Origin of the sequence: Roseburia hominis (assembly GCA_040702975.1) — a bacterium.
In the GTDB taxonomy this organism is placed as follows: domain Bacteria; phylum Bacillota; class Clostridia; order Lachnospirales; family Lachnospiraceae; genus Allocoprococcus; species Allocoprococcus hominis_A.
In genome coordinates this window covers 1,154,570-1,174,629 of the sequence record CP159990.1, presented here as the reverse complement: position 1 = coordinate 1,174,629, position 20,060 = coordinate 1,154,570, and the positions used below count along the sequence as shown (strand labels likewise).

Here is a 20,060-nt window from a genome sequence, read left to right as displayed (position 1 = left end):
GATTTTCTCTTTCCTTTGCCCCCGCAATATGCTAAAACAATAGTAACAAATAATAAGGAGGATATCCCATGAATGCAATCGATAAATTACAGCAAATGATTGATGAAAGCAACCGTATCGTTTTCTTTGGCGGGGCCGGCGTTTCCACCGAGAGCAATATCCCGGATTTCCGAAGTGCGGACGGACTGTACCGCCAAAATTACAAATTCTCTCCTGAACAAATTGTAAGTCATTCTTTTTTCATGAAACATACCGATGAATTTTATGATTTCTATAAAGAAAAAATGATGTTTTTAGATGCTAAGCCGAATCCGGCCCACCTGAAGCTGGCCGAGCTGGAAGCAGCAGGCAAGCTTGCGGCCGTCATTACGCAGAATATTGACGGGCTGCATCAGGCTGCCGGAAGCAAGAATGTACTGGAGCTGCACGGCAGCATTCACCGGAACTACTGTATGCGCTGCGGCGAGACCTACGATGCCGCTTATGTTAAACATGCAGACGGTATCCCCAAATGCAGCTGCGGCGGAACCGTGCGCCCGGATGTCGTCCTATATGAAGAGGGCCTTGATAGCACGATCATTCAGAAGAGCGTCCGCGCGATTGCCGAAGCTGACATGCTGATCATCGGCGGGACCTCTCTTGTGGTTTATCCGGCCGCCGGATTTATCGACTATTTCCGCGGGAAATACCTGGTCGTTATCAATAAAGATGAGGCTGCCCGGGAGGTCGGCGCAAACCTTGTGATCCATGAACCGATCGGACAAGTGCTGTCTCAGATTCATGTATAAAATAGAATGCGCTCTCGCACTTTCCTATGAAATAAAACGGAGCAGGCCACCCAGGTCTGCTCCTCAATCCATTATTTCTTATAAGATTTGAAAAACCGATAGATCCCGTCCAGCGCCTTCTCCAGCACCGGTATCTCCTCCTCCGGCATACTCGCCACCACGGCCTCCACCATCTCTTTATGAAAATTCGCGTGATGGTGATACGCCTTCACACCCTTGCTGCTCAAACGGATATTCACTACCCGGCGGTCAATCTCGCTGCGCTCACGAACCACATATTTTTTATTTACCAGACTGTTCATGGAGGTGGTAAGAGAACCCACCGTGATCCCCAACCTCCGGGCTATCGCCGACATATGATTCCCCTCGCCGAGTCCGATTGCTTCTATAATATGCATATCATTATTGGTCAGATCCTTGAATTCCTCCGTAATGACTGCCCTCTCCTCCAGTTCCAGAATGTCATTAAACAGATGAACGAATAAATTATTGATGCTTTCGTATTTGTCCACGCGTGTTCTCCCTCTTTGATGTATCTCCTGTGAAATCGCAGAAACATTTCAGAAATCCCAAACCGTTTCCGATTCCTTTCTTCTATTATACACAGCAGGCCGTCAAAGAATCAATCACTTCTTTCACTGTCTCTATTTTTTTCGCCCGATACGCCTCGACTCCACAGAACAAAAGTGCCTCATCGACATTTCCCTGAGCTGCATTAATCAGCGCCTCGGTAATACAGTACGGCGTTTCGGCGGGATTACAGGATCTTAAGCACCTGACGCACCTTTCCGGCGCCTTCCGCTCTCCCGTCATGACACGCTCGATGAAGGGGTTGCGAATCGCGCGTCCCGGCATTCCCACCGGACTTTTTACGATCAGAATATCCTCCGGGCCGGCCTGCAAATATGCTTCTTTATAGCGGATATCCGCATCACATTCTTCTGTAGTGACGAACCGGCTTGCAACCTGAACCGCCGTGGCTCCAAGCTCCGTGGCTTCTTCCACGCCTCTCGCATCGTAAATTCCTCCGGCCAGGGCTACCGGTATCTGTCTGCCGTATTTTTCCGCATATTCCCGGACGACCTGCATGATACCCCGGATTTCCTGCCCATAATCCTCCTGGTCCCATAAGGTGAGCTGCTCCCTGGTAAAGCCCAGATGTCCGCCGGCCTTAGGTCCCTCGATCACCACCAGATCCGCAGTGCGTCCGTATTTTCTGTCCCAGTATTTCAAAATCGTTTTTGCCGACTTTACGGAGGATACGATAGGCGCGATCTTGGTTTTCGCCCCCTCCACAAACGCCGGAAGCTCTGTCGGAAGCCCCGCCCCGGAGATAATCAGATCGGCTCCGGCCTTGACTGCTTCTTTAACATATTCTCCATAATGGCGCATCGCCACCATCATATTAAAACCAAGAATCCCGTCCGGCGCTATTTCCCGCGCTTTTTTAAGTTCCTTACCTATGGCGCGAAGATTTGCCTTCAGCGTATTTTCCATAAAATCCGGTTCCCGAAATCCAATCTGCGCCGCGGAAATGATCCCCACGCCGCCTTCTTTTGCGACCGCCCCCGCCAGAGAAGACAGGCTGATCCCAATCCCCATTCCTCCCTGTATAATCGGTTTTTCTACTCTAAGCTCTCCTATATTCCATGACCCTAATTTTGCTGGCATTTCCTTCCTTTCCCGGGTTTTTCCTCACCGTTTTGCCCTGTCTCACCTTCCACTGCTACATGCTCCTAAAACGTTCGTAACGTTTCTGCACCAACTCCCCTTCGTCCATTGCAAGATATTTTTGCAGAAAGCCTTCTATATATTCTTCCATCGGCCCCGTCACCTCGCCGAGGGTATCCACCGTAAAATGCTCCGGCTCCGGCAGAACCCTCTCCACGATCCCGGCCTCCTTCAAATGTGAGGCTGTCAGCTTCATCACCTTCGCCGCCTCTTTGGCACGGCTTCCGTCTTTCCAGAGAATGCTCGCAAATCCTTCCGGCGACAGAATCGAGTAAATAGAATTCTCAAGCAGCCACACCTCATCGGCCACCGCCATGGCGAGCGCTCCGCCGCTTCCCCCTTCTCCAATTACCACCGAAAGCACCGGAACCTTTAGGGCAGACATCTCGAACAGGTTTCTTGCAATGGCCTCGCCCTGTCCTCTTTCTTCCGCTTCCATTCCGCAAAATGCCCCCGGAGTGTCCACAAAACAAAGGACCGGGCGGGAAAATTTCTCCGCCTGCTTCATAAGCCTGAGCGCTTTTCGATAGCCTTCCGGTGATGGCATTCCAAAGTTACGCTCAATATTCTCTTTGGTACACTTCCCCTTCGCCTGCGCGATCACGGTCACCGGCTGCCCGTGAAACCGTGCGATTCCGCCTATGATCGCTTTGTCATCTCCAAAATATCTGTCCCCGTGAAATTCGATAAAATCCGAAAATAATGCCTCTATATAGTCTTTCCCCACCGGACGGTCCTTAAGACGGGATTTCTGTACCCGCTCCCAGGCAGAAAGCGTCAGTGTCTGTGCTTTGATCTTCTTTCCTTTTTTCACAGATATATTCGCCGCCAGGCTCTTTTGGCCCTGCTTTACCTTTTGTCTGTCCGCCACATGAGACTCCATTTTCCCGCCGGCTACAAGCTGTTCTCCCTTCAGTTTCGCATAATCCTGAGTTTCTTCTGCCTTCTGCCTGTCATTCTCTTGCGAACACTTCACTCCCCGGCTTTCGCCCTTTTTGGGCCCCTTAGTCCCAGCCGACATACAAAGAATCTCCGACAATACCGTCTTAAGCTTTTCTCTTTCCACAATCCGGTCCACAAAACCGTGCTCCAACAGGAATTCCGCCCTCTGAAATCCCTGTGGCAGCTTCTGCCCGATCGTCTGCTCAATGACCCGAGGCCCCGCAAATCCGATCAGCGCCCCCGGTTCTGCCAGGATCACATCTCCTAACATGGCAAAGCTGGCCGTCACGCCGCCGGTCGTCGGGTCTGTCAGCACACTGATGTAAAGACAACCGGCATCGTGATGACGTTTTAAAGCCGCCGCCGTTTTTGCCATCTGCATCAGGGAATGAATCCCCTCCTGCATTCTGGCGCCGCCGGAGCAGGCAAAAATAAGTACCGGGAGCCTTTTTTCCGTAGCTTTTTCCACGGCGCGGGTAATTTTTTCTCCTACCACCCACCCCATGCTCGCCATCATAAAACGCCCGTCGCACACGGCAAGCACGACCTTATTTCCACTTACCTCAGCCTGGCCGGTGACGACCGCCTCATCAAGCCCGGTCTTTTCCCGGAGCGAATGCAGCTTCTCCTCGTATCCTTTATAATGCAGCGGATTACCGGAAGCAAGCCCTGTATCCCACTCCTCAAAAGTCCCCGCGTCCGCCACCATCTCGATCCGGCGCATAGCGTGGACCCGAAAATAATTGTGGCATTTCGGGCAAATATAATACCCCTTTTTCACATCGTCCGTCAGGATTGCCGCCTTGCAGGCGTTACATTTCCTGAGAAGACCTTCCGGCACCTCCGGAAGCATTTCATTTCCCGCCCCCACGCCCTCGGCTCCTTCCTCTTCCTTCTGCGCATAAGTCTCCTGCTCTCCGGTCAGAGAAATATAATTTTTACGGTTGGTCTTTTTGAACATATTCGCTAATTTCATTCTTCTTCACTCCCGCTTCTGTCTGCCGATCCAGGTCCTACCTTTCTACTCCTACATTTACCGCGTGGAGCAGTTCCTGCTCCTTGTCTGCGATAAATTCAATATCAAAATCACCCGTCTGATAATCCGGGTGGTTCAGTATCTCATATTGATAATCTACGTTCGTATCGATTCCTTCAATAATCACTTCGCCTAATACACTTCGCATCTTCATGATTGCCTCCGCGCGGCTTTTCGCAAACACGATCAGCTTCGCCAGCATATTATCATAGTAAGGCGGTACCGTGTAGCCGCTGTAAATGGCGGAATCAATCCGTACTCCCTTGCCTCCCGGCAGATATATATCCGTGATCGTTCCCGGACAGGGACGAAATCCCCTCACCGGATTTTCCGCATTGATCCGACACTCGATCGCGTGCCCCTTGATCTGCACGTCCTCCTGCGCGTATGACAGTCTGTGGCCGTCCGCGATCCGAATCTGCTCTTTGATCAAATCAATTCCTGTCACCCACTCTGTGACCGGGTGCTCCACCTGTATCCGGGTATTCATCTCCATAAAATAGAACTTCCCCGTCTTCTCCAGCAGAAATTCTATCGTCCCTGCATTTTCATAATGTGCCGCCTTTGCCGCTCTCACCGCCGCTTCGCCCATCTTGGCGCGCAGCTTCGGGGAAATGACTGCGCAGGGGGATTCTTCTATCATTTTCTGATGGTTCCTCTGAATGGAACAGTCCCTCTCTCCAAGCTGGATTACATTTCCGTACTTATCCGCCAGAATCTGGAATTCTATATGCTTCGGGTGCTGCACGAAATGTTCCAGATACATGGTTCCGTCTCCGAATGCCGCCAGAGCCTCCTTACTCGCCGTCTGAAATGCGTGTTCGAATTCTTCCGGCCCTTCGGCCACGCGCATTCCCTTTCCGCCGCCCCCGAGGGCCGCTTTTACGATGACCGGATAGCCGACCATTTCCGCGATCCGCCTGCCCTCCAATGCATCTGCCAGCGGCTTTTTGCTTCCCGGAATCACGGGAACCCCTGCCGCCTCCATGGTCGCCCTTGCCTCCGATTTATTTCCCAGAGCCTGAATGATATCGGCCCCCGGCCCGATAAAAATAATATTGCACTGGGCGCATAGCCGGGCAAATTTGCTGTTCTCCGACAAAAATCCAAAACCCGGGTGAATGGCGTCCGCCCCGGAAACGATCGTCGCGCTGATGATTCGTTCCATGTCCAGATAACTTTCTTTCGCGGGCGGTGGGCCAATACAGATCGCTTCATCGGCAAGCTGGGTATGAAGCGCCTCACGGTCCGCCTCCGAATAGACGGCCACCGTCTCAATTCCCATCTCTCTGCACGCCCGAATAATCCGCACCGCGATCTCTCCCCGGTTGGCAATTAATACTTTCTTAATCATGCACTCCACCTATCCAATCATCAATGATAATTCTGCCCGGACCGCCACTTCGCCATCCACCGTCGCGACTGCCTCTCCGATGACAAGCGGTCCCTTCTGACGGGTAATCTTCGTCTCCAGACGCAATTTATCTCCCGGGACCACCTTCCTGCGGAATTTACAATTCTTGATTCCACCAAAGTATCCCAATTTCCCTTTATATTCTTCCTGCGTAAGTACCGCGACCGCGCCTGTCTGCGCAAGCGCCTCCACGATCAGCACCCCCGGCATCACCGGCTCCTGCGGGAAATGCCCCGCAAAAAAATCCTCCCGGTATGTCACACATTTATACCCTACCGCATATTCTCCCGGCTCATAATCTTCGATATAATCCACCAACAGGAAGGGGTGGCGGTGAGGGATTATTTCTTTAATCTCTGTTATTCCTAAATGTTTCATATTTTCCTTACTCCCACTTACTCAACCCGGAACAATGGCTGCCCATACTCCACCGCTTCGCCATTTTTCACCAGAACCTCCGTCACGGTACCGTCGACATCACTTTCGATGTCGTTCATCAGCTTCATCGCCTCCACAATCGCGATGACCTGCCCTTTCTTCACAGTGTCTCCCACTGCCACAAACGGCTCGGCCTCCTCGGAAGGTGCCGCATAAAAGGTTCCTACCAGCGGAGATTTTACGAGATTCCCGTTCTTCCCGCTTTGATTGTTCCCGGCATTTTCCGTAGCCGCCGGAGCATTTTCCATCTTTTGTGAAATACCTTCCGCCTGCACCACTGCACTGCCCACCAGCGGAGCGGCCGCTTTTTCCTTCTGAATCTTCAGTGTAAATTCATCTGTCTCATACTGGAATCCGGTCAGCTCGGACTCGGAGACCTTCTGGATCAAGGTTACTAAATTCTCCAGTTCCATTTACTATCCCTCTATTCTTCATATTTCCTAAGTAATAGTGTCGCATTGTGCCCACCAAATCCCAACGAATTACTCATTGCATACCGGATTTCCTTCTCGACAGGCGCACCGATCGCGTAATTAAGATCGCACTCTTCATCTGCCACTTCCGTTCCCACCGTCTGATGAATGAATCCGTCCTGGATCGACTTCACGCAGGCCACACACTCCACGGCTCCGGCAGCGCCCAGCAGATGACCAATCATTGATTTCGTCGAATTAATGACCACATCGTATGCCGCATCGCCGAAGGCCTTCTTAATGGCATAGGTCTCAAACAGATCGTTATGATGCGTGCCGGTTCCGTGTGCATTGATATATTGCACTTCCCGGGGACTGATCCCCGCCTCGTTCATGGCGTACTCCATCGCTTTTGCCGCACCGCTTCCGTCTTCCGCCGGCGAAGTAATATGAAAGGCATCTCCGGTAGAACCGTACCCGGAAAGCTCCGCATAGATCCTTGCGCCTCTTCGTCTCGCATGTTCCAGCTCCTCCAGAACCACAACGCCCGCTCCTTCTCCTAACACGAAGCCGCCGCGGTCCTTATCAAACGGAATCGAAGCCCGCCCTGGGTCATTGCTTGTGGTCAGTGCCGTGAGTGCCGTAAATCCGGCGATTCCCGTCGGACAGATACAGCTTTCCGTTCCGCCTGCAAACATCACCTCCGCATCACCGTACTGAATCGCACGGTACGCGTCCCCGATACAGTTCGTTCCGGTCGCACAGGCCGTGACTACATTGGTGCATTTTCCCTTAAGCCCAAGCTGAATCGATACATTTCCCGCAGCCATATTCGAGATCATCAGCGGCACCATCAGGGGATTTACTCTCCCCGGCCCTTTTTCCAGGATCGTAGTGTATTGCTTCTCGATCTGCTGGAGGCTTCCGATACCGGAACCAATGATCACGCCGCAGCGATAAGGGTCTTCTGCAGAAATGTCAAATCCGGCGTCCTCGCACGCCTCCTTTGCTGCCGCAACCGCATACTGGGAAAACGGCTCCATTCGCTTCGCCGCTTTGAAATCCATTCGTTCCTTCGCTGCGAATCCTTTGACCTCCGCCGCGATTTTCACTTTATAATCCGTCGTGTCAAATTTGGTGATCTCTCCAATTCCGACCTTTCCGGCCTTGATACTGTCCCAGAACTCATCTACCGTGTTTCCGACAGGCGTCACGGCGCCAAGCCCTGTTATTACTACTCTTCGTTTCATATTGTATACACTCCAATCCAGTTTCTTGTTCCGCAACTATTTACCTCTACATCACCATGCCGCCGTCCACGTGGAGTACCTGCCCGGTGATGTACCCTGCCGCATCGGACGCAAGAAATGCCGCGGCCTCTGCGATCTCCTCCGCTTTTCCCATTCTTCCAAGCGGGATCTGTCTCCTGCTCTCCTCCTTCACCTTATCGGGCAGGGCGCTTGTCATATCTGTCTCGATAAATCCGGGAGCGATGGCATTTACGGTAATTCCCCTTGATGCCAACTCTTTCGCTGCGGATTTGGTCATTCCAATCACGCCTGCCTTGGAAGCGGCGTAATTGATCTGCCCTGCATTTCCTGCCACCCCTACGACAGACGACATATTGATGATCCGTCCGCTTCTTTGCTTCATCATCTGGCGGGACGCAAAACGGATACAATGGAAGGTTCCCTTTAAATTCACGTCGATCACCTGTGCAAATTCCTCCTCTGACATTCGCATGAGAAGCCCGTCCCGGGTGATTCCTGCATTGTTTACCAGGATATCAATTCTTCCATAGGTCTCTGTGATTGTTTTAAAAAATGCTTCGCAGGCCGCGTAATCCGCCACATTACACTGCATTGCCGCCGCCTGACCTCCTCCCGCAGTAATTTCATTTACCACTTCCTCTGCTTTTTGGGCAGAGCCGTTATAATTTATGATAACCATAGCGCCAAGAGCCGCCAGTTTTTCGGCGATTGCTTTCCCGATTCCCCGGGAGGCGCCCGTCACTACAGCAATTTTCCCATTTAACATAATTCTTCTACCACCTTATCTACCTCTTCCCAGGTCCCGATATTATACACCTTCACGTCACGGTTTATCTTTTTTAGGAATCCCGCCAACGTCCGGCCCGGGCCGATCTCCACAAAGGCATCTACCCCGTCCGCGATCAGGCGTTCCATGCTCTCCTGCCAGCGCACCGGAGACGATACCTGACGCGCCAGCAGCTCCTTCGTCTGCCCGATTTCCCGCACATAATCAGCGGTCACGTTGGTCACATAAGGAATCCGCAGGGTATGAAGCTCTACATGTTCCAATTCCTCTGCCAGCTTCTCCCCCGCTTTTTTTAGCAACGGAGAGTGGAACGGACCGCTGACGTTCAGCATAGCGATCCTTCTTGCACCAGATGACTTAAGCGCATCGGCGGCCTGCTCCACCGCCTTCGTCTTTCCCGTGATCACGATCTGGCCGGGGCAGTTATAATTTGCCACCGTCACACCTTCCATATCGGCAATGACCTGATCGATTTTGTCCGCTTCCATGCCAAGCACCGCCGCCATGGCGCCTTCTCCCACCGGGACGGTATTCTGCATCAGAATGCCGCGAAGGCGAACGGTGCGGATCGCATCTTCCCCGGTCATACCGCCTGCTGCCCAGATGGCGCAGTATTCTCCCAGACTAAGCCCCGCGGTCACGTCCGGCCGCAGTCCTTTTTCCTTAGCCACTCTTGTCATGGCAATGCAGGTAGTCACCAGAGCCGCCTGGGTGTACTCGGTCAGGTCCAGTTTGTCATTTTCCTCAAAACACAACGCTTTCATATCCAGCCCTAAAATGCGGGAAGCTCCATCAAATACTTCCCGGGCTTTATCACTTCGCTCATAGAAGTCTTTTCCCATTCCGGTTTTCTGTGCTCCCTGACCGGGGTAAATAAATGCGATCTTATGGTTCATAGCTACTCGTTCCTTTCAAAAGTGCGCTTGCCTGTGTTACTAATCTCTCCATCAATTCCTTACAGCTTAATTCTTCCTTCACCATAGCGGCGCACTGTCCAGCCATCACACTTCCATGCGTCACGTCGCCGTCTACCACTGCTTTTCTAAGTCCGCCCAGGGTCAGATGCTCCAGTTCCTCAAAGGAGGCTCCTTCCTGCTCCAGCTTCAAATACTCCCTGGTCATCTGATTGCGAAGTGCGCGCACCGGGTGTCCTGTGCTTCTTCCGGTCACACGGGAATCAATATCGCGTGCTTTTAAAATGGCCTGCTTATAATTTTCATGGACCATGGATTCTTTCGTTGCCACGAAATGCGTTCCCATCTGCACCGCTTTTGCGCCCAGCATAAATGCCGCCGCCACGCCGCGCCCGTCTGCAATCCCACCTGCCGCAATGACCGGGATCTTCACTGCGTCCACGATCTGCGGGACCAGGACCATCGTCGTATTCTCTCCAATATGGCCGCCGGACTCGCAGCCCTCCGCCACAAGTGCGTCTGCACCGCAGCGCTCCATTCTCCGCGCCAGCGCCACCGACGCCACCACCGGAATCACCTTGACGCCGGCCTCTTTCCACATCTGCATGTATTTCTCCGGATTTCCGGCTCCGGTCGTGACGACCTTCACGCCTTCCTCCACAATTACCCTGGCTACCTCGTCCGCATAGGGACTCATCAGCATGATATTCACACCGAACGGCTTATCCGTCAGTTTCTTTGCCTCCCGAATCTGCTCGCGGACCCAGCCTGCCGGGGCACTCGCGGCTCCGATGAGCCCCAGCCCTCCGGCGCTGGCTACGCCGGCCGCAAGATGATACTCCGCGACCCATGCCATTCCTCCCTGGATAATTGGATATTCAATTCCCAGTAACCTGGTCACTTCTGTCTTCATGTCACAACCTCTTTCTTCCTGTCTATTTCTGAAGTCCTTCAATATAACGTACTACGTCGCCGATCGTCTTAAGATCCCCGATCGCTTCCGTATCGATTTCCACTTGGAATTCATCTTCAAAGGACATGACCATATCCATAAGATCCAGGGAATCTGCTCCCAAAGACTCAAACGTCGTTTCCTCTGTCATATTCTCTACTGTGATTCCTAATCCCTCTGCTACGATTGCTTTTACCTTCTCTACCATGATTGTGATCTCCTTCCATCGTTCAATTTTATTTATGTAATCCACTTTTTAGCGCCGGTATCCTTACGGCATACTCTCTGTATGTTCTGCCAGGCTTTCTAACGCTTAAAGTGGTAATTACCACTCCAGCAGAACCGCTCCCCAGGAGAGACCTGCCCCAAATCCGGCAAGGACTACCTTCTGGCCGTGCCTTAATCTTCCACTTCGGTTCATCTCGTCTAACAGGATCGGGATACTCGCCGAAGAGGTATTTCCAAACTCCTCTATATTCATTGGAAATTTACTGATGTCCACCTTCATGCGCCTTGCCACCGATTCCAGAATCCGCTGGTTTGCCTGGTGGAGAATGAACCAGTCCACCTCTTCCTTTGGGCAGCCGTTTTTTTCCAATAATTCGTCGATCATTTCCGGTACTTTTTTGACCGCAAATTTGAAAACGCCCTTGCCGTCCATAGAGACGTAGGTCTCGCCCGACAGTTCTTTTTCCCGCCAATGCTTTTGATGGCGGCTTTCGCAGGCTAAGACCTCCCCTTTTTCTCCGTCTGAATAAGTGACAGTTACCGGAAAACTTCCTTCCTCTGAGCGCACCACTGCCGCCCCGGCGCCGTCTCCGAATAAAATGCAGCTTCCTCTATCCTTCCAGTTGATGATATTGGAAAGACTTTCACTGCCGATGACCAGTACCGTCCGATACAGCCCCGCTGCGATATAGGCCTGAGCCGTCAGATAGGCAAATACGAACCCGCTACAGGCCGCGCTGATGTCAAAGCAGGTAGCCCCTGATGCCCTAAGCTCCTTCTGCACCTGACATGCCGTACAGGGAATGATCACGTTAGAAGTGATCGTGGATACCAGGATCAGATCCAGCTCCTTCGGGGAAACCTTCCCATTTTCCAGGGCAGCCTTCGCCGCCTCCACCGCCATGCTCACCGTCGTATCTTCTTCAATAATATGTCTGCGGGCGATCCCGGTGCGCTCACGGATCCACTTGTCACTCGTCTCCACCATCGCCGCAATGTCATTGTTATCGTAATAATGTTCCGGCACGTAGGAACCCGTGCCGCATATTCTTCCTACCATATTCTTCTCCTGGTGCAGCCTTTGTTCTGCATTTTATTTTAATTTCTTATTATTTTATTTTAAAATATTTTGATATTAAAACTATTTGATAATATAACATAATAAGGAAGATTTCGCAATACCCTTTTTTAAAATCCTGCTAAATTTTTTTCCGGACACATACCATGAATAACTAATACAACGTATACAATCAATTAATTTGGCTGAATTGGTTTTTGTATGCTTGGCAACGAAAAAAGGGCATCGCTCAAATGCGACACCCTTTCTAACTTATTCTAAGACAAGAGACTATTTAACGAACTTAAAACCGTACATTTTCTTTTCTTCTTTTGTACACTACTGTACCAAAAACCCCGACAGATGCTACTATCATCATTACATACACCCATAGATTACCATTAGAATCTCCGGTCTTAGGAACACTATTTGTTGTATTGCCTGACCCAGAAGGTGTTTGCGGCTTGTTATAATCTGTTGGTTTGCCTGGTTCAGAAGGCTTTTCTGGCTTAGTGTTATCTCCTGGTTTGGTTGGTTCAGAAGGTTCTCCCGGCTTAGTCTCATCTCCCGGTTTTGTCGGCTCAGAAGGTTCTTCCGGTTCGCTTGGTTCAGAAGGCTCTTCCGGTTCGGCTGCTTCTTTAATCGTAACTTTTGCTGCGGCAGATAATGTGTTATCTCCATTTGCAGTTGCCGTCACGGTAAGTTCTGTTGCTGTTTCATCCTCACCGATAGTCAGTAAGCCTTCACTTGAAATCACTGTATTTTCAGATTTCGCACCTTCAATACTCCAAGTTACACTTTCATCATCTAATTCCGTCACCTCGGCATTGAACTGGAATGTACCGCCTTTTTCTACTTCTGCAGCTTCCGGACTGACTTTAATGGTTGCCTCGACTTCTGCCCGTAATACTTCAAATTCTGCTGATGCAAAGCCGTCCTCAGAAACAATCGTGATCGTATGTTTTCCAAGACCTAAACCTTCAACATAACTTTCTTTTAATGTGACTTTTGTTGAACCTTCCTGATCTTCGACGTCATACTGATCAGCCTCAACCGTTTCGCCGTCTACCTGCACTTCCTTGAAGATACTAATGTCTGCATTAGAGACAAAGACCGCTGCTTCACCTTTAGCTACTGACAGGTTTTCTCCGTCGATAATCTCATAGGAAGTATTTCCTTTAATCGTAAAGTCTGTTGATGCAAAACCATCCTCAGAAACAATCGTGATCGTATGATTTCCCAGACTTAAACCTTCAACATAACTTTCTTTTAATGTGACTTTTGTTAAATCTGTCCGGTCTTCTACTGCATATGCCTCAACATCATACTGATCAGCCTCAAGCGTTTCGCCGTCTATCTGTACTTCTTTGAAGTTACCAAAGTCTGCATTGGAGACGAAAACTACCGGTTCGCCTATAACTACTGAAAGATTTTCTCCCTCAATAATTTCGTAGGAAGGAATTTCTTTGTACGTTGCACTTACAACCACATCGCTTGTTCCCATTACGAATGTTGTTTCTGCACTTGCCGGATCTTCAAGCGTTACTTCGCCGCTCTCAACGATCCACTTATCAAACATCATTCCCTCTTCCGCTTCATTCGCCTGAATCGTAACTTCTGTTCCTTCCGGCGCCGTATCCGGCGTTGCTGTACCATTCTGAATTGTCACCTTATATTCTACTGGCTCTGCTTCCTGCTTGAGGATCAAATCCATATAATCATAGTTGACGTCTGCAGCATGTCCGGTATTATAGGAACTATTTACAAATGCGATGGTACTTACGCCTGCATTCAGCTTCAGTTTCATAGGTTCCGTTGTTTTCCATTCACCCCAGCTTCCAGTCTTAGGTAATTCAAGGGCTTCCACATATTTTCCATTTACAAATACCGCTGCATATTTGTCTTCTACATCGTCTCCATGACCATTTGCATAGCGTAATTGTACAGTGTACTCTCCTGCTTCCTCAACTGCCACCTGGAAACTGATCTTAGCGTTGCCGTTGTACATCTTACCAACGTATCCGTCACCCGAGAACCCTTTATGCTCTGATTCAACGCCGGAACCTGATAATTCCGCATTTTCTGCCTCATATCGTTTCCCGGCCTTGTCCTCAAGCGGCACATATTCTGTTTCATCAGCCGCTACAGTGTTGGGATACTTGCTTACATCAAGATAATCGTAGTTTACATCGCCCTGCAGACCGTCTGCGTCTTCTTTGCGGTTGCGGAATACGATGGTGTTCACGCCTGCCTGAAGGTCAAGCTGGAACTCGCTTTCTCCCCAGGAATCCCAGTTATTAAATCCGGTAGACGGAAGCGGCGTAGGAGTTACCAGGTTTCCATTCAGATAAGTCGCTGCTGCGCGATTGCTCTCATTTTCCGCATATCCGTTGGAATAACCTAAGGCTAACGTATAGTTTCCTGCTGTTTCAACGTTAATCTTGAAAGTAACAGATGCATCACCGTTCCACATGCCTTCAACGAATGCGTCACCTGAGTAACCAGTATGATTGGTTGCCTTTGCAGCTCCATTTTCCAATGCTGCATTTTCTGCTTCGTAGCGGAGAGCATTTCCATCTTTAACTGGCTCGGACGGGTCATATTCTTCCGGAATGATAGGATCACCTAATTCATACTGACTGCCATTTGAAGCATAGTCATCTGCTGACTGCTCATTTTCAATTTCCTGTACTTCTGTGTTCTCTAATCTTGTTCCGCCATCTACGCTGAACAACTGGCTGTCCTTACTATCATACGGTGCTAAATATAATTTTGCGCCTGCCGTTTTAGAGTCTTTATATACGGAAAGTACGATCTCCTGATCTGCCTCCTCAGAAGCCTTACGGTTGATGAACTTGTAGTAATTTCCGACACGTTCCAATTTCCACTGCTGTGCATGATCTTTCTCGTCCACTTCAGCAGTTACGGCCGTGTAGCAGTCCTCACCGTCAATTTGATCCGCTTTTACAGAGAAACGTTTGCTTCCGTAAGTTCCCTGGAACGCCCAGTAACCATTTCCAAGATCTACCAATTTCCATTTCTGGTTATTGTTTCCAAGGTAATACCATAAGTGAATTTCACGTCCTGCATCCGGAGAGTACGCATCGATATCTGCGGAAAGGGAAGAATTCTTATCCTTGATCACATAAACCTCTCCGGAGATTAATTTTGCCACCTCTGCTGTAGTTGCTCCGGTCGCATACTTATCTACAATAATCTCATCTATATTTAAGCGCCCGGTATCTTCTTCGTCAACGCGATATTCTACCGTATTTTTCCCAGCTCTTAAATATACTTCTTCTTTGTTTTCCTTCCACTCATCCCAGCTTTCAGTTGGTTCAAGTGTAATCTGTTTTACCTTCTGCCCATTGATATATAAGCTGATGGTTCTGTCTTCATCCGCCACGCTGGAGTACCTTAAATTTACGGTGTGCGTGCCGCTGTAGGCTACATTTGTAGTAAATTTCACAGAATTGCCGGCCGACTCAAAACCGCCTACGAATCCTGTTCCATCGTAGTAAAGATGATCATTTACCTGTTGTACACCCTTTAATTCTGCATTCTCTGCCTGATAACTCCAGGGCGTTCTTCTTGACAAATAAATGGAGGTAGCTGTTGCTCCATCAAATTTTAATGTATTTTCTCCTGCATTCAGTTTTACTGCTACAGTCGCGGTCTGATTGTCTCCGGAAGCGATAGATACTTTTTTACCATCTCCTCCATTTACAATTACATTTGCACTTCCTGCTTTTTCGCTATCATAAGTAAAGGTTACATCGTAAATAGCCTCAGACTCTGCATTTACAGTGAAAGTGGAATCCTTTTCCGGACAGTATGTATTGGTCACTGCCTCGCTAATCGCGATGGAGTAATAATTTACATCTGCCGTATTTTCACCATTTTCTTTGTGATTTACATATGCGATCGTATTTTTTCCTTTTTTCAGATAAAGGTTATCAATACGATTTCCACTTACATCCCAGCCTCCTGTCGGGAATAATGCAGATGTGGCTGCTTTCTCCCCATTGACGTAAATGGTTGCATATTTTTTCAACTCTGGCGCGTGATTATCCGCATAGCACAGATCAACTGCATAGTATCCGTTGTCGGGAACATCTACAGTAAAGGTTATGGTTGCATCATCCCCATACATGCCTCCGACATAATCGCCTTCCTGTTTTGCCCCATTGGAAAGTTCTGCTTCCTTTGCATCATACAGGACTGTTTTCGTTACGACCATTGCGTCCAGAGCTAATTCCGTCTTCTCATCTACTGTAAGACGTATGGTATTATCGCCCTTCTTCAGGGACACATTGTAGAGCTTGCAGCTATCCAAATCTACGTCGTACTTACCATTTTTCCCAAATGCTAAAGTTCCTGCATCTTTTCCGTTTACACTGACCTTACCTTTTACGTTCTCTCCCATGTTATTATAACGGAAGGCAAGCGCATAAGTCCCGTCCTCGCTCATGTTAACGTTAAATTCTACATAACCGTTGCCCTGATCATATTTCATGTATCCGGAACCAGACGCCTTTGCCGTGTTATTGAAAAGCTTCTTTGTTACATTCTCATAGTCCGCATTTTCCGCTTCGTACACATCTGTCTTTACTTCTCCGGAGGGAAGGTCAAGTACGGTATTCGGGTTCGACGGAATTCCCAGGTTAATCTGTCCGTCATCCGTCCAGTTGATTTTCTGCGCACGCACACGACGGTCAGTAGATGTCTGACCTCCGATCGGTCCGGCGTGATAAATGAGCCAGTCTTCCGTTCCATCCGGCGACTTTACAAACAGTGGAGAACCTGGTCCAAATGAACTGTTCTCATCAGACCTGGATAAAATCGGTGTGGTTGATTTCTTCCAATTATCTTCATTCATTACATAGTCAGATAATTTAGTATTTTCATCGCATGCATTTAAATCACATACAGACAGACCAACACAGTAGTTATCGTTCGTAAATGAGCTGGCAGAGTATGCGAAATAGACTTTTCCGTCATGTTCCACTACCGCTGCTCCCTCATCGACATTATCTCCATGAAGCTCCCAATCATAGCCTGGCCGGGCTACGGTACACTCTTCACCTGTCAGAGTCCAGGGGTTTTCCATTTTGACAATGGTCGGGCACTCATTGAATTTGGTATTTCCAGGCTCGTTTTTGTAATACTCATATTTGGTATAAGTAAAGTATTTCTCTCCTGCAATCGTTACAATACCACAGGCAAGACCATAGCTTTCCGTATTCATAAGTCCTGCCTTTTTGCTTTCATTGCCGTCAAAGTCATCTACATTACTATTCTCGCCTTTTAATTCCCATGTTCCCTCAAAAGGATCTGATGATGTATTCTCTAATACATAGCAAGATGGATGTCCATATCCAAAATCATTTTCCGTACTGGATGAAAAATAAATATACCATGCACCATCAATACGGTAAATATATGGTCCCCATACATAATAATTCTTATTATTGTCCGGATCTCCCGACCTCGGGTTCTTCCAGACAAGGTGACTATCTGCCGTGGAAAGTCCAAGAAGCGTCTCGCTTCTTTTAATGTAAATATTATTATCTGTACCGAATCCGGAGTAGAAATAACCGTCATCTCCGCGGACGATAGTCGGATCGGCCCCATTCATTAACGGGTTCGTGTACTGCCCGGTAACCGCTGCTTTCGCATGATACGCTGGCAGCGCCGCCAATGTCAGAACCAGAGTAAAGGCCAACATAATCCATTTCTTCATATCTAGGCTACCTTTCCTTTCTTAGTTTTTCAAAAACCATGTGTGCACGCACAAATTTGCGTGCAATACCTTGCCACAAACTCTTTCGCACTCCTCCTTTACATTTTTTTGATGTCATATCCGCTGTGGTCTACGAATATGCGGTACGCGTTCCCACGCCAGGTTAGTGGGAACTCCATACTTTTGATTTCTTTTGGAAGATGTGGTTCTAATGCCAGCTCTTCCGAAGACATAGCGCTTTTTAGACCGGCAAATCCATATATGAGCATCTGCCAGATCCCCCCACAGTTTGCTATGTGAATTCCTGCCTCTGCCCCCTTTTTCTCCGGTGCCATATCAATAGAGATCACGCGGTCTAAAAATTCCATAGCGGCAGCATCTCTGCCCATCCATGAGCACAAGATACCGTGTACCGCCGCAGACAGAGAGGAATCGTGGGTCGTAATCGGTTCGTAATAGTCGTAATTTGCCTCCAGCTGCCTATCACTGAAGGAATCACGGAACAACAGAATAAGTTCCAGTAAATCCGCCTGTTTTAGTGCTTTGGAACGATAATTCTTCTCTTGAGAAATAAGTTGTCCAAAATATTTGCTCCGGTCAGTCCATATTTCATTAAGATCAATATCTGCATAAGACATAAAATCCTGTGACTGTAAAATCACTTCTGATTTTTCATCATAGCCTTTAATCAGCGCTCCTGCCACTCTTACAAATTCAGCCATCTCTGAATCCTTCAGGGAAACCTTTTGAACCAATGCATCATAGCTTTCTTTATGGCTGTTTTTCATCCAATCCAGAGTATGCAATGTTTCTTTTAAACTGTATATCACCATATTGTTAGTGTACGTATTATCCCGCGTCATCGGCAGATATTCGTCCGGTCCCATAACTCCCAGCAGATGGCAAACGCCATCTTTATCCCAATCCACTCTCTGACACCAGTATCTGGCGGTCTCTACCATGATCTCAGCGCCAAAGTCCTTTAAAAAGTCCAGATCTCCGGTCGCTTTCACATAATGCATCATTGCATATACCACATCCGCCGTCACATGAATCTCATGGTCTGCATACTGCCAATTTGCACATTCTTCCTCGCCATCCACGGAGGATTCCCATGGATATCTGGCTCCTGTATAACCATAATTTACGGCGTTTCTTCTGGCTCCATCCAAGGTCTCGTAGCGGAAACGAATCAGGTTTTTCGCTGCTTTTGCATCCGTGTGCAAAAAGAATGGCAGCATGCTCATTTCCGTATCCCAGAAATATCTTCCGAAATATGCTTCTCCGGCATATCCCTTGGCACAAATTGCAATTCGATAATCGTCTGCCGGCTTGCAGCGAAGTAAATGATAGATAGACATGCGAGACGCCTGCTGAACCTTTTCATCTCCTTCTACCTTGATATCCGCAGCCTGCCACTCCTGGCTCCATGCTGCTTCATGCTCCGCGTATAACTGCTCATAGCTCTTTTTGCAGGCTTCTTCTAAATACTGCTCACCTCTTGCCGCAGGATTGCCTGTCTCATTTAAGTCCCTGTCCGTCGCAAAAGCAATTCGCTTTTCTACCACAACGCCTTCTCCACAAGCAAGATTTACGGTTCCCTTCTGGTAAGCACGACTTGAGTTTGCAGCCCCTGTAAGCGCGCTGCTTACTTCTGCGGCTCCTTTAACTATAGAGAGCCGTGACAGCATACTCACTGTATTTCCACCATTTGTTTTGATCTCCGCAAAAGCCTTATTTGCATCAGCCTCCAGCCCTCTTCCCAAATAGTGTTCAAACCCGTTCGTCCTGACGCCCGAATTCATGCCTCCTTCTACTTCGATTGAAGCTTCGCCGGCCAGACATTTTATCTCGACACGTTGAATCGCTATATGCTTGCTGCTCTTGCTCACAAAACGGGAATAGCAAAATGCCAGCCGCACCGCATCACTCCCGGCATATTCCATTTCCCGATACAGCACGCCGTCCTTCAGGCTTAACCATCTGGTATAACTTGTAATGTCGCTTTCATCCATGTCAAGCCTCTGCCCATTTATCACAAATTTCAGTTCAAAAATATAGGGCAAATTGATCATTTCCGTCATGAGTAACGGATGTTTTCCAACAACGCCGGGAATATAGGTACCCCATTTTGTCTTCTCTTTCTCATGCTTTTCCAGAGTGACATTCGCCGGTTTTCTGTCATATTCTCTATCCTGTTTTGAATCAATTAAGCCTTCCTCATAGGAGCCTCGTACATGAATATATCCATTTCCCTGCGTAAACAAGCCCTCGTAATGCTTACTTAAGTCTGAATCATAGGATTGCTCTATCAGGTTCCACTTTGCGTCTAATTCTCTCATAAAT

At 48.7% G+C, this 20,060-nt stretch carries 15 protein-coding genes; 1 reads left to right on the top strand and 14 read right to left on the bottom strand.

All coding sequences use genetic code 11. The annotated features are described in order from the left end of the window. Window positions 1–68: 68 nt before the first annotated feature. Window positions 69–788 carry an NAD-dependent protein deacylase gene (locus ABXS75_05470; GenBank protein ID XCP86254.1) on the top strand — a complete coding sequence of 240 codons (720 nt, stop codon included), beginning with the start codon at window positions 69–71 and terminating at the stop codon, window positions 786–788. Window positions 789–859: 71 nt separating this feature from the next. Here ABXS75_05470 and ABXS75_05465 read toward each other — a convergent pair whose 3' ends face one another. The 14 genes from ABXS75_05465 to ABXS75_05400 all read right to left on the bottom strand — a co-directional run bounded on the left by ABXS75_05465 (window position 860) and on the right by ABXS75_05400 (window position 20,056). Beyond that, window positions 860–1,300: a MarR family winged helix-turn-helix transcriptional regulator gene (locus ABXS75_05465; protein XCP86253.1), complete on the bottom strand. Its 441-nt coding sequence runs from the start codon at window positions 1,298–1,300 to the stop codon at window positions 860–862. Between the two features lie 85 nt (window positions 1,301–1,385). Further along, on the bottom strand, window positions 1,386–2,459 hold the full coding sequence (locus ABXS75_05460) for a nitronate monooxygenase family protein (GenBank protein XCP86252.1): 1,074 nt from the start codon (window positions 2,457–2,459) through the stop codon (window positions 1,386–1,388). Window positions 2,460–2,514: 55 nt separating this feature from the next. Beyond that, window positions 2,515–4,437: an acetyl-CoA carboxylase carboxyltransferase subunit alpha gene (locus ABXS75_05455; GenBank protein XCP86251.1), complete on the bottom strand. Its 1,923-nt coding sequence runs from the start codon at window positions 4,435–4,437 to the stop codon at window positions 2,515–2,517. A gap of 37 nt (window positions 4,438–4,474) precedes the next feature. Next, window positions 4,475–5,851 (bottom strand): acetyl-CoA carboxylase biotin carboxylase subunit, encoded by a 1,377-nt coding sequence (locus tag ABXS75_05450; protein ID XCP86250.1) that lies wholly within the window; start codon window positions 5,849–5,851, stop codon window positions 4,475–4,477. 9 nt (window positions 5,852–5,860) lie between these two features. Beyond that, window positions 5,861–6,289, bottom strand: coding sequence for a 3-hydroxyacyl-ACP dehydratase FabZ (gene fabZ, locus ABXS75_05445; protein ID XCP86249.1), 429 nt, complete (start codon window positions 6,287–6,289; stop codon window positions 5,861–5,863). Between the two features lie 17 nt (window positions 6,290–6,306). Beyond that, a complete protein-coding gene (gene accB / locus ABXS75_05440; GenBank protein XCP86248.1) occupies window positions 6,307–6,762 on the bottom strand; it encodes an acetyl-CoA carboxylase biotin carboxyl carrier protein in 456 nt (151 codons plus the stop codon). Between the two features lie 11 nt (window positions 6,763–6,773). Continuing rightward, window positions 6,774–8,012, bottom strand: coding sequence for a beta-ketoacyl-ACP synthase II (gene fabF / locus ABXS75_05435; GenBank protein ID XCP86247.1), 1,239 nt, complete (start codon window positions 8,010–8,012; stop codon window positions 6,774–6,776). Between the two features lie 46 nt (window positions 8,013–8,058). Continuing rightward, window positions 8,059–8,799 (bottom strand): 3-oxoacyl-[acyl-carrier-protein] reductase, encoded by a 741-nt coding sequence (gene fabG / locus ABXS75_05430; GenBank protein ID XCP86246.1) that lies wholly within the window; start codon window positions 8,797–8,799, stop codon window positions 8,059–8,061. Further along, complete coding sequence (fabD, locus tag ABXS75_05425) at window positions 8,793–9,716, bottom strand: ACP S-malonyltransferase (protein XCP86245.1); 924 nt, start codon at window positions 9,714–9,716, stop codon at window positions 8,793–8,795. Before fabD ends, fabG begins: the two co-directional genes overlap by 7 nt. After that, window positions 9,706–10,689, bottom strand: coding sequence for an enoyl-[acyl-carrier-protein] reductase FabK (gene fabK / locus ABXS75_05420; GenBank protein ID XCP86244.1), 984 nt, complete (start codon window positions 10,687–10,689; stop codon window positions 9,706–9,708). The genes fabD and fabK overlap by 11 nt, the downstream gene beginning before the upstream one ends. Next, a complete protein-coding gene (locus tag ABXS75_05415) occupies window positions 10,670–10,894 on the bottom strand; it encodes an acyl carrier protein (GenBank protein ID XCP86243.1) in 225 nt (74 codons plus the stop codon). Before ABXS75_05415 ends, fabK begins: the two co-directional genes overlap by 20 nt. A 117-nt stretch (window positions 10,895–11,011) precedes the next feature. Then, complete coding sequence (locus tag ABXS75_05410; protein XCP86242.1) at window positions 11,012–11,974, bottom strand: beta-ketoacyl-ACP synthase III; 963 nt, start codon at window positions 11,972–11,974, stop codon at window positions 11,012–11,014. Window positions 11,975–12,275: 301 nt separating this feature from the next. Continuing rightward, window positions 12,276–17,714 carry a CBM35 domain-containing protein gene (locus ABXS75_05405; GenBank protein ID XCP86241.1) on the bottom strand — a complete coding sequence of 1,813 codons (5,439 nt, stop codon included), beginning with the start codon at window positions 17,712–17,714 and terminating at the stop codon, window positions 12,276–12,278. A gap of 98 nt (window positions 17,715–17,812) precedes the next feature. After that, window positions 17,813–20,056 (bottom strand): glycosyl hydrolase family 65 protein, encoded by a 2,244-nt coding sequence (locus tag ABXS75_05400; protein ID XCP86240.1) that lies wholly within the window; start codon window positions 20,054–20,056, stop codon window positions 17,813–17,815. Window positions 20,057–20,060: the final 4 nt, after the last annotated feature.

Excerpts from the sequence above, each read along its gene's own strand:
- ABXS75_05470 (XCP86254.1), top strand. The coding sequence starts at position 69 with ATGAATGCAATCGATAAATTACAGCAAATGATTGATGAAAGCAACCGT.
- ABXS75_05415 (XCP86243.1), bottom strand. The coding sequence starts at position 10,894 with ATGGTAGAGAAGGTAAAAGCAATCGTAGCAGAGGGATTAGGAATCACA.
- ABXS75_05455 (XCP86251.1), bottom strand. The coding sequence starts at position 4,437 with ATGAAATTAGCGAATATGTTCAAAAAGACCAACCGTAAAAATTATATT.
- ABXS75_05450 (XCP86250.1), bottom strand. The coding sequence starts at position 5,851 with ATGATTAAGAAAGTATTAATTGCCAACCGGGGAGAGATCGCGGTGCGG.
- ABXS75_05400 (XCP86240.1), bottom strand. The coding sequence starts at position 20,056 with ATGAGAGAATTAGACGCAAAGTGGAACCTGATAGAGCAATCCTATGAT.
- fabZ (XCP86249.1), bottom strand. The coding sequence starts at position 6,289 with ATGAAACATTTAGGAATAACAGAGATTAAAGAAATAATCCCTCACCGC.
- ABXS75_05410 (XCP86242.1), bottom strand. The coding sequence starts at position 11,974 with ATGGTAGGAAGAATATGCGGCACGGGTTCCTACGTGCCGGAACATTAT.
- fabG (XCP86246.1), bottom strand. The coding sequence starts at position 8,799 with ATGTTAAATGGGAAAATTGCTGTAGTGACGGGCGCCTCCCGGGGAATC.
- ABXS75_05460 (XCP86252.1), bottom strand. The coding sequence starts at position 2,459 with ATGCCAGCAAAATTAGGGTCATGGAATATAGGAGAGCTTAGAGTAGAA.
- ABXS75_05405 (XCP86241.1), bottom strand. The coding sequence starts at position 17,714 with ATGAAGAAATGGATTATGTTGGCCTTTACTCTGGTTCTGACATTGGCG.
- fabD (XCP86245.1), bottom strand. The coding sequence starts at position 9,716 with ATGAACCATAAGATCGCATTTATTTACCCCGGTCAGGGAGCACAGAAA.
- fabF (XCP86247.1), bottom strand. The coding sequence starts at position 8,012 with ATGAAACGAAGAGTAGTAATAACAGGGCTTGGCGCCGTGACGCCTGTC.
- accB (XCP86248.1), bottom strand. The coding sequence starts at position 6,762 with ATGGAACTGGAGAATTTAGTAACCTTGATCCAGAAGGTCTCCGAGTCC.